Origin of the sequence: Oscillibacter sp. (assembly GCF_031978065.1) — a bacterium.
Lineage (GTDB): Bacteria > Bacillota > Clostridia > Oscillospirales > Oscillospiraceae > Oscillibacter.
Genome location: NZ_DALZCH010000140.1, coordinates 1 through 7,137, shown reverse-complemented (window position 1 = coordinate 7,137; position 7,137 = coordinate 1). Strand labels below are relative to the sequence as shown.

Annotated in this window: 9 protein-coding genes; 2 read left to right on the top strand and 7 right to left on the bottom strand. The window is 55.6% G+C overall.

Going from position 1 to position 7,137, the window contains the following annotated elements; translation table 11 throughout:
* Positions 1–73: 73 nt before the first annotated feature.
* The 3 genes from RTK01_RS15185 to RTK01_RS15175 are packed head-to-tail and all read right to left on the bottom strand — an operon-like array spanning position 74 to position 2,914.
* Positions 74–1,216: an acyl-CoA dehydrogenase gene (locus RTK01_RS15185; protein ID WP_312281780.1), complete on the bottom strand. Its 1,143-nt coding sequence runs from the start codon at positions 1,214–1,216 to the stop codon at positions 74–76.
* 23 nt (positions 1,217–1,239) lie between these two features.
* A complete protein-coding gene (locus RTK01_RS15180; RefSeq protein ID WP_312281779.1) occupies positions 1,240–2,076 on the bottom strand; it encodes a 3-hydroxyacyl-CoA dehydrogenase NAD-binding domain-containing protein in 837 nt (278 codons plus the stop codon).
* Between the two features lie 58 nt (positions 2,077–2,134).
* A complete protein-coding gene (locus RTK01_RS15175; RefSeq protein WP_312281778.1) occupies positions 2,135–2,914 on the bottom strand; it encodes an enoyl-CoA hydratase-related protein in 780 nt (259 codons plus the stop codon).
* Positions 2,915–3,307: 393 nt separating this feature from the next.
* Between RTK01_RS15175 and trmB the strand changes: the two genes are divergently transcribed.
* The gene (gene trmB, locus RTK01_RS15170) at positions 3,308–4,012 is read left to right on the top strand and encodes a tRNA (guanosine(46)-N7)-methyltransferase TrmB (protein ID WP_312281777.1); all 705 of its coding nucleotides are present in this window, start codon (positions 3,308–3,310) and stop codon (positions 4,010–4,012) included.
* Positions 4,013–4,192: 180 nt separating this feature from the next.
* On the opposite strand, the gene rplT is transcribed toward trmB, so the two are convergent.
* The 4 genes from rplT to RTK01_RS15150 all read right to left on the bottom strand — a co-directional run bounded on the left by rplT (position 4,193) and on the right by RTK01_RS15150 (position 5,854).
* Entirely contained in the window at positions 4,193–4,546 is a 354-nt protein-coding gene (gene rplT / locus RTK01_RS15165) for a 50S ribosomal protein L20 (protein ID WP_312281776.1), read from the bottom strand.
* Between the two features lie 34 nt (positions 4,547–4,580).
* Complete coding sequence (gene rpmI, locus RTK01_RS15160) at positions 4,581–4,778, bottom strand: 50S ribosomal protein L35 (protein WP_312281775.1); 198 nt, start codon at positions 4,776–4,778, stop codon at positions 4,581–4,583.
* A 37-nt stretch (positions 4,779–4,815) separates the two neighbouring features.
* A complete protein-coding gene (infC, locus tag RTK01_RS15155; RefSeq protein ID WP_312281774.1) occupies positions 4,816–5,328 on the bottom strand; it encodes a translation initiation factor IF-3 in 513 nt (170 codons plus the stop codon).
* A gap of 325 nt (positions 5,329–5,653) precedes the next feature.
* Positions 5,654–5,854, bottom strand: a complete 201-nt coding sequence (locus RTK01_RS15150) for a hypothetical protein (protein WP_312281773.1) — start codon at positions 5,852–5,854, stop codon at positions 5,654–5,656.
* Between the two features lie 157 nt (positions 5,855–6,011).
* Between RTK01_RS15150 and RTK01_RS15145 the strand changes: the two genes are divergently transcribed.
* Positions 6,012–6,968 (top strand): DMT family transporter, encoded by a 957-nt coding sequence (locus RTK01_RS15145; protein WP_312281772.1) that lies wholly within the window; start codon positions 6,012–6,014, stop codon positions 6,966–6,968.
* Positions 6,969–7,137: the final 169 nt, after the last annotated feature.

Sequence of the window (7,137 nt, the reverse complement as noted above, 5' to 3'; positions counted from 1 at the left end):
CAGCCACCTTTCCGGAGGTATCGGGTACCTGCTTTACACATACGATGATTTTCATGACTCTCTACCTCCTCAGTTATTTCACGCCCAGGCGGCCGGCAATGACCATCCGCTGGACCTCGGAAGTACCCTCGTAGATCTCGGTGATCTTCGCGTCGCGCATCATGCGCTCCACAGGATACTCGCGGGTATAGCCGTAGCCGCCGAAAAGCTGCACGGCGCGGCGGGTCACATCAGACGCGGTTTCAGCGGCGAACAGCTTGGCCATGGCGGCATCCATGGAGTAATCCTCATGGAGCTGCTTTTTACAGGCGGCGGCATACACCAGATACTGCGCGGCCTGCGTGCGGCAATGCATGTCGGCCAGTTGGAACTGGGTGTTCTGGAACTGGCTCAGCCGTCTGCCGAACTGAACGCGCTCCTTCGTATACTTCACGGCCTCATCAATGGCACCCTCGGCCAGACCCAGAGCCTGCGCGGCGATGCCGATACGGCCGCCGTCCAGCGTCTGCATGGCAATCTTGAAGCCCTTGCCCTCTTTGCCCAGCAGATTCTCCTTGGGCACGATGCAATCTTCAAAAATCAGATCGCAGGTGGAACTGCCGCGAATGCCCATCTTCTTCTCGTGCTTGCCCACGGAGAAGCCGGGGAAGGATTTTTCCACGATGAAGGCGGAGATGCCGTGGTTGCCAGCCTTCTTATCGGTCATGGCGAGCACCACGAGGGTGTCGGCCACGGTGCCGTTGGTGATAAAACACTTGGTGCCGTTAAGTACATAGTGGTCGCCATCCAGCACGGCCATGGTCTGCTGGCCGGAGGCGTCGGTTCCGGCGCCGGGTTCGGTAAGTCCGAAGGCTCCGATTTTCTTGCCGGAAAGCAGGTCGGGCAGATACTTCTTCTTCTGCTCCTCGGTGCCGTGCTCAAAAATGGGGGCGCAGCACAAAGAGGTATGGGCAGAGACAATAACTGCGGTGGTTCCGCAGACCTTGGCCAGCTCCTCCACGCACATGGCATAGGAGAGAACGTCGCCGCCGGCGCCGCCGTACTCCTTGGGGAAATAAATGCCCATCATGCCGAGCTTTGCCATTTTCTCCACGGTTTCCATGGGGAACCGCTCTTCCTCGTCAAGCTCCTCGGCCAGAGGCTTTACTTCAGTTTCGGCAAATTCGCGATACATCTTACGGAGCATCAACTGCTCGTTCGACAGATGAAAATCCATATTTCTTACTCCTTATATTGAATTTACTTGGAATAGTCGTAGAAGCCCTTACCGGTCTTTTTGCCCAGCAGGCCGCCGCGGACCATCTTCCGCAAAAGCAGCGCGGGACGGTATTTGGAATCACCGGTCTCGTTGTAAAGAGTCTCCATGATGGCAAGGCACACGTCCAGACCGATAAAATCGCCCAGAGCCAGAGGGCCCATGGGGTGGTTCGCGCCCAACATCATGGCCTTGTCGATGTCCTCCACGGAGGCAACGCCGGTTTCCACCAGGCCCGTAGCCTCGTTGATCATGGGAATAAGTACCTTGTTAACCACAAAGCCGGGAGCCTCGGCAACCTCGATGGGGTCCTTGCCGATTTCGCGGGTCAGGTTATAGATGTAATCAAAGGTCTCCTGCGCAGTGCTGGCGCCCCGGATGATCTCCACCAGCTTCATGCTGGGGACGGGATTGAAGAAGTGCATGCCGATAACGGGATGCTTCAGTCCGTTGCCCATTTCGGTGATGGACAGAGAGGAGGTGTTGGATGCGAAGATCGTCTCGGGCTTGCACATGGCGTCCAGCTCATTCAAAAGCTCCTTCTTGGTGGCCATGTCTTCCTTGACGCACTCAATGATCAGGTCTGCGTCCGCACAGGCGGACTTTTCTTCCACCAGCACGTTGGCAAGCAGCGCGTCCATTGCCTCCTGCGCCATCTTGCCCTTCTCAACGCGCTTTTTCAGGGACGCCGCCAGCTTATCCTTGTGCTTCTGGGCGGAAGCGACGGAACTTGCGTACATCAGGGCAGTGTGGCCCTTCGCTGCGAAAACCTGAGCAATTCCGCTGCCCATTGTGCCTGCGCCAAATACTGCAACTTTCATGTAAATCCTCCTATTATTTTCACATGTTGATGGGATTTATTTCATAAAGGCCAATACGTCAGCCATTTATAAACGGGTCGGGCTTGCGCTTTTCCACAAAGGCAGCCATGGCGTTTTTCTGGTCCGCCGTCTCAAAACAGGAGCCAAACAGCTTTTCTTCCACGAGCAGCGCCGCGTCCATATCCACCTCAAGTCCGTCGTTCACGGCCCTCTTACAGGCCCGAACGGCAACAGGGGCGTTTCCGGCAATGCGCCCAGCAAGCTTCTCTGTCTCCGCCATCAGCGCCTCAGCGGGATAAACAGCCTGCACCAGACCCACGCTCAGCGCCTCCGGCGCCTTGATGTTGCGGGCCGTATAGAGCAGCTCCTTCGCTTTTCCGGGGCCGATCAGCCGGGCCATACGTTGGGTGCCGCCAAAGCCGGGCGTAATACCCAGCCCCACCTCTGGCTGGCCGAACACCGCTGTGTCCGCGCACAGGCGGATGTCGCAGCTCATGGCCAGCTCGCAGCCACCGCCCAAAGCGAAGCCGTTTATCGCGGCCACAGTGGGCACGGCAAGGGTTTCCAGCTTGCGAAACACGTCGTTTCCCTGTTTGCCGAAAGCCTCGCCCTCCGCTTTTGTCAGATCGCGCATCTGCGCGATGTCCGCCCCTGCCACAAAGGCCTTCTGTCCCGCTCCGGTGATAATCAGACAGCGGACAGACGCCGGGTCGATTCGATCCAGCGCCTCGTTTAACTGAGAAATTACTTCGCCATTCAGTGCGTTCAGCGCCTCGGGACGGTTAATGGTCAGAACCGCCACTCCTCCGGCTTTCTCCTCCAATTTTACAAACGCCATATCTTCCTCCTCCAATACTTGTCAAAGGTCAAAGGCACCTGCCCTTTGGGAATGCAGACTTTGCTAAATTACTCACAATGTTTATTATAGTTTCTCCCGCCCCAATTAGCAACCCCCAATCGTGGAAGAAATCTAACAATTCTTGCTTTTTTACATTTCATACAAATTCGTTGCGTAATTTTATGCGATTGTGTTAAGGGGTTAACAGATGCAGGAAGTGCGTCTTTTTTTGCAGGGTCGGATTTTTACCGATTTCCTGCATTTACAAGGGAAAAAAAGCATGCTATAATAGCCCGGAATTCATAATTTTTACGCAATTTTACAGCAGTGCGGCGGCACGGAAAGCGCGACTTCCGTCTGCTTTTACAACTGAGAGGATGTATCCTGATGCGAATGAGAAAGAAAAAAAATTTAGTCCCCCGCATGGAGCAGTGCGCTGCGCTGCTGATTTCAGACCCCTATTCCATGCGCGGACAGTGGCGGACGCTGAATCCGGACGCACGGGAGCTGCGGGTGGAGCTGGGCTGCGGCAAGGGGCGGTTCACCGCTCAGACCGCCGCCGCAGAGCCGGACGTGCTGTTCGTCGCGGTGGAGGTGGTGCCGGACGCGATGGTGGTTGCCATGGAGCGGTGTCGCACGGAGGGCCTTGAAAACGTCTTCTTTGTAGACGCAAACGCCGACCAGCTTCCCTCCTTTTTTGAGCCCGGCGAGGTGAGCCGCATCTACGTTAATTTCTGCGACCCGTGGCCTTCCAACCGGCATGCCAAGCGCCGCCTGACCCACGGGAATTTTCTCAAACTGTACCGTCAGGTTTTGCGGGAGGACGGGCAGGTCCACTTCAAAACCGACAACGCCCCTCTGTTTGAGTTTTCCGTGGAGGAGTTTCCCCAATTTGGCTTCACGCTGTCGGAGGTCACCTGGAATCTCCACGAAAACGGTCCTGTGGGCGTGATGACGGATTACGAAGAGAAATTCCACGGACTGGGAACGCCCATTAACCGGCTGGTTGCCACCATCGCGGAGTGGACAGAGCCGGAGCCCTCTTTGGAGGAGGAAACGCAGGAAGACGGGACACCGGAGGACGACGCCGCTCTCTAAGACGAAAAATAAGAAAATAGCGGCTTTTCCCGTTTTTTGGAAAAGCCGCTGCTTCTTTTTTATGGCAATTCTTAAATTGGAAGAGGCCCACCCAAGAAGAGAAAGACAGCAGAAGACAGCAAAAAAGACGGACATCCGAATGGATGTCCGTCTCCGTGCTTTTATGGGTAAATTATGCTTTTACGCTGCCTTTTTCGCCATTTCGGCCAACTGTGTGAAAGCGGCGGCGTCGTTGACAGCCATCTCGGCCAGCATCTTGCGGTTGATGGTCACGCCGGTGGTCTTCAGCCCGTGCATGAAAGTGGAATAGTTCATGCCGTTGAGCTTGCAGGCCGCGGAAATACGGGTGATCCAAAGCTGACGGAAGTCGCGCTTTTTCAGGCGGCGGCCGGTGTAAGCGTAGCTCAGGGACTTCATGACCGCCTCGTTAGCGATTCTGAAGTGCTTGGACTTGTCGCCCCAATAGCCCTTGGCCAGCTTCATGATCTTATTTCTTCTCTTACGCGTCATCAGCGCGCCTTTTACTCTTGCCATTTCAAATTGCCTCCTATTCTAACCGTTCAGTATCTTATTTGTAGGGGATCATCTTGCGGATCGCATCCACATTGGTCTGGTCCGCATAGGTGCCGGCACGGAGGTGGCGGGTGCGCTTAGCGGTCTTCTTGGTGAGGATATGGCTCTTGAACGCATGGGCGCGCTTAACCTTTCCACTCTTGCTCAGGTTGAATCTCTTCTTCGCGCCACTGTGGGTTTTCAGCTTCGGCATAATTAAAATCTCCTTCCGTGTGTTTGACAGAATCTGTTTATTTACCAGTTTTGGGAGAGAGGAAAATGGACATCATCCTGCCCTCCAGTTTGGCGGTCTTATCCAATGCGGCGGTCTCGGCGCACTGCTCGGCAAACCGGGCCAGCAAGGCTCTGCCAATATCGGTGTGGGCCATCTCACGTCCCCGGAAACGGACCGATACTTTGACGCGGTTTCCCTCGTCAATGAACTTCTGGGCATTTTTCAGCTTGGTGTTGAAATCCCCGATGTCGATGCCGGGAGACATGCGAATTTCCTTGATTTCCACCACGTGCTGATTCTTCCGGGCTTCTTTTTCCCGCTTGCTCTGTTCAAACCGGAATTTTCCATAGTTCATCAGCTTGCACACGGGCGGCTTGGCCTGAGGTGAAATCTTCACCAGGTCCACACCCTGCTCGTCGGCGATCTTCTGCGCGTCGGCGGAGGGCATGATGCCCAGCTGCTCGCCGTCGGCTCCGATCAAACGGATCTCCTTGTCCCGGATCGCCTCGTTCAGTTCATGCTCTACCATGCTAATAGTCCAAGCACCTCCATTCAAAAATCGCAAAAAAACGCGGGCGCCCGCTGGGCATCCGCGTAACTCTCCGAACAAACGTCAATCCCTCAATGCGGAACGCGCCTGTCAACAAACCGCCGTTGGCGGCCTGAGTACGGTGTTAACCTCTTTGCCAATGGCGGGAGGTGGAGCGGATGCACCCGGCTCACTTTATTTTGCTTTGTTATTTTATCAGTATCGGTATGATTTGTCAAGCGCCAACGTGTTTTTTTTAAATTTTATTTACTGCGGCAGTAGGCATACATAAATTCGAGCGAACGCGGGAGACTATTTCTCGTACTCAGCAAACCGAAGGGAGGTGTGCAGTATGGCACAGAACCGTGAGAACAACCAGCAGAACCAGCAGAATCAGCAGCAGAAGCAGAATCAGCAGAATCAGCAGAATCAGCAGAATCAGCAGCAAGAGAATCAGCGGAATCAGCAGAAGAATCAGCAGCAGAACCAGCGCTGATTTCTTCGGAGGTCGTCGGGGAGCGGGCATTGCCCCCCGACGGCTTCCGCATTTTACGGCGCGGAGCCCATTTTTCCGAAAGGGTTGCCGCCGAACCTCCTCCGGCGAAACAAGCTCTTGCGGTTTTAAACGCAACGTGGTATCGTGATAAATATTATATTGTGTGCGCCGCGCGCGGGAGGAACCTATGAATCCGTCAAGAAAGACCACGCTGGGCTATGTGTTCGCCCTGTTCACCGTGCTGGTTTGGGGGGCCACCTTCATCGCCAGCAAGCAGCTTCTCGTTTTTTACACTCCTGCCCGCATCATGCTGATGCGGTTCGTCCTGGCCTACATCGCCCTTTGGATTATCCGCCCCCGGCCCCTGTTGCTGCCTTGGAAAACAGAGCTGCGCTTTGCCGCTTTGGGAATCGCGGGCTGTTCGATTTACTTTCTCACGGAAAACACCGCCCTGCTTCATACCACGGCGGCCAACGTCAGCATCATTGTGTCCGCCGCTCCGATTCTCACAGCCGTCATCGCCCACTTCGCCACCGACGAAAAGTTGCACCGAAATACGCTTTGGGGCTTTCTCGTGGCCTTTTCCGGCGTGGTTCTGGTGGTGTTCAACGGGGCGTTTGTCCTCCGGGTCAGTCCCAAGGGAGACATTCTCGCCCTCCTGTCCGCCTGCTGCTGGGCAACATACTCCGTGATGCTGCGCAAAATGCCTCCGGAGCTGGACCCCATTCTGGTCACCCGGCGAACCATGCTCTGGGGCCTCATTACCGCCATTCCCATGGCAATTTCCGGCGGAGCGTTTTCTCTTGCTCCGCTGTCCGGGCCGCTGCCCCTGTTCAACATTCTGTTTCTGGGGCTGATCGGCAGCGCCCTTTGCTATGTGCTGTGGGGGAAGGCCTTTACGCTGTTGGGGGTCGTCTCCACTAACAACTGCCTGTATCTGATTCCCTTTGTCACCATTGTCATGGCGGGGCTGACGCTGAAGGAGCCCATCTCTCCGGCAGCGGTGGCGGGTGCGGTGCTGATTACCGCCGGCGTGATTCTGGCCCAGCGGCGGAAAGTCCCCGCTCCGTCTCAGGATGGGCAGGAATTCCCTCTGCAAACCCCTCTGGAGACTCTTGTTAAGGATACCTCGGAGGAGGCATAACATGCATCTATAAAAAGGAGGAAGCCGCGGCGCGGCCTCCTCCTTTTGCCGTTTAACGACTTTATGCCGCATCACAGCTCTGTAAATTCAAGGACTTCCTTCGTCCGCTCAAACTCCTCATACCGCAGCCCCCGGTCCTCCAGTTCCATCTCCCCCACCTGATGGTCAT

What these genes read in the sequence shown, in the direction of transcription:
- RTK01_RS15145 (WP_312281772.1), top strand. Translation starts at nt 6,012, where the DNA reads ATGAATCCGTCAAGAAAGACCACGCTGGGCTATGTGTTCGCCCTGTTC.
- rplT (WP_312281776.1), bottom strand. Translation starts at nt 4,546, where the DNA reads ATGGCAAGAGTAAAAGGCGCGCTGATGACGCGTAAGAGAAGAAATAAG.
- RTK01_RS15180 (WP_312281779.1), bottom strand. Translation starts at nt 2,076, where the DNA reads ATGAAAGTTGCAGTATTTGGCGCAGGCACAATGGGCAGCGGAATTGCT.
- rpmI (WP_312281775.1), bottom strand. Translation starts at nt 4,778, where the DNA reads ATGCCGAAGCTGAAAACCCACAGTGGCGCGAAGAAGAGATTCAACCTG.
- infC (WP_312281774.1), bottom strand. Translation starts at nt 5,328, where the DNA reads ATGGTAGAGCATGAACTGAACGAGGCGATCCGGGACAAGGAGATCCGT.
- trmB (WP_312281777.1), top strand. Translation starts at nt 3,308, where the DNA reads ATGAGAAAGAAAAAAAATTTAGTCCCCCGCATGGAGCAGTGCGCTGCG.
- RTK01_RS15175 (WP_312281778.1), bottom strand. Translation starts at nt 2,914, where the DNA reads ATGGCGTTTGTAAAATTGGAGGAGAAAGCCGGAGGAGTGGCGGTTCTG.
- RTK01_RS15150 (WP_312281773.1), bottom strand. Translation starts at nt 5,854, where the DNA reads ATGCCCGCTCCCCGACGACCTCCGAAGAAATCAGCGCTGGTTCTGCTG.
- RTK01_RS15185 (WP_312281780.1), bottom strand. Translation starts at nt 1,216, where the DNA reads ATGGATTTTCATCTGTCGAACGAGCAGTTGATGCTCCGTAAGATGTAT.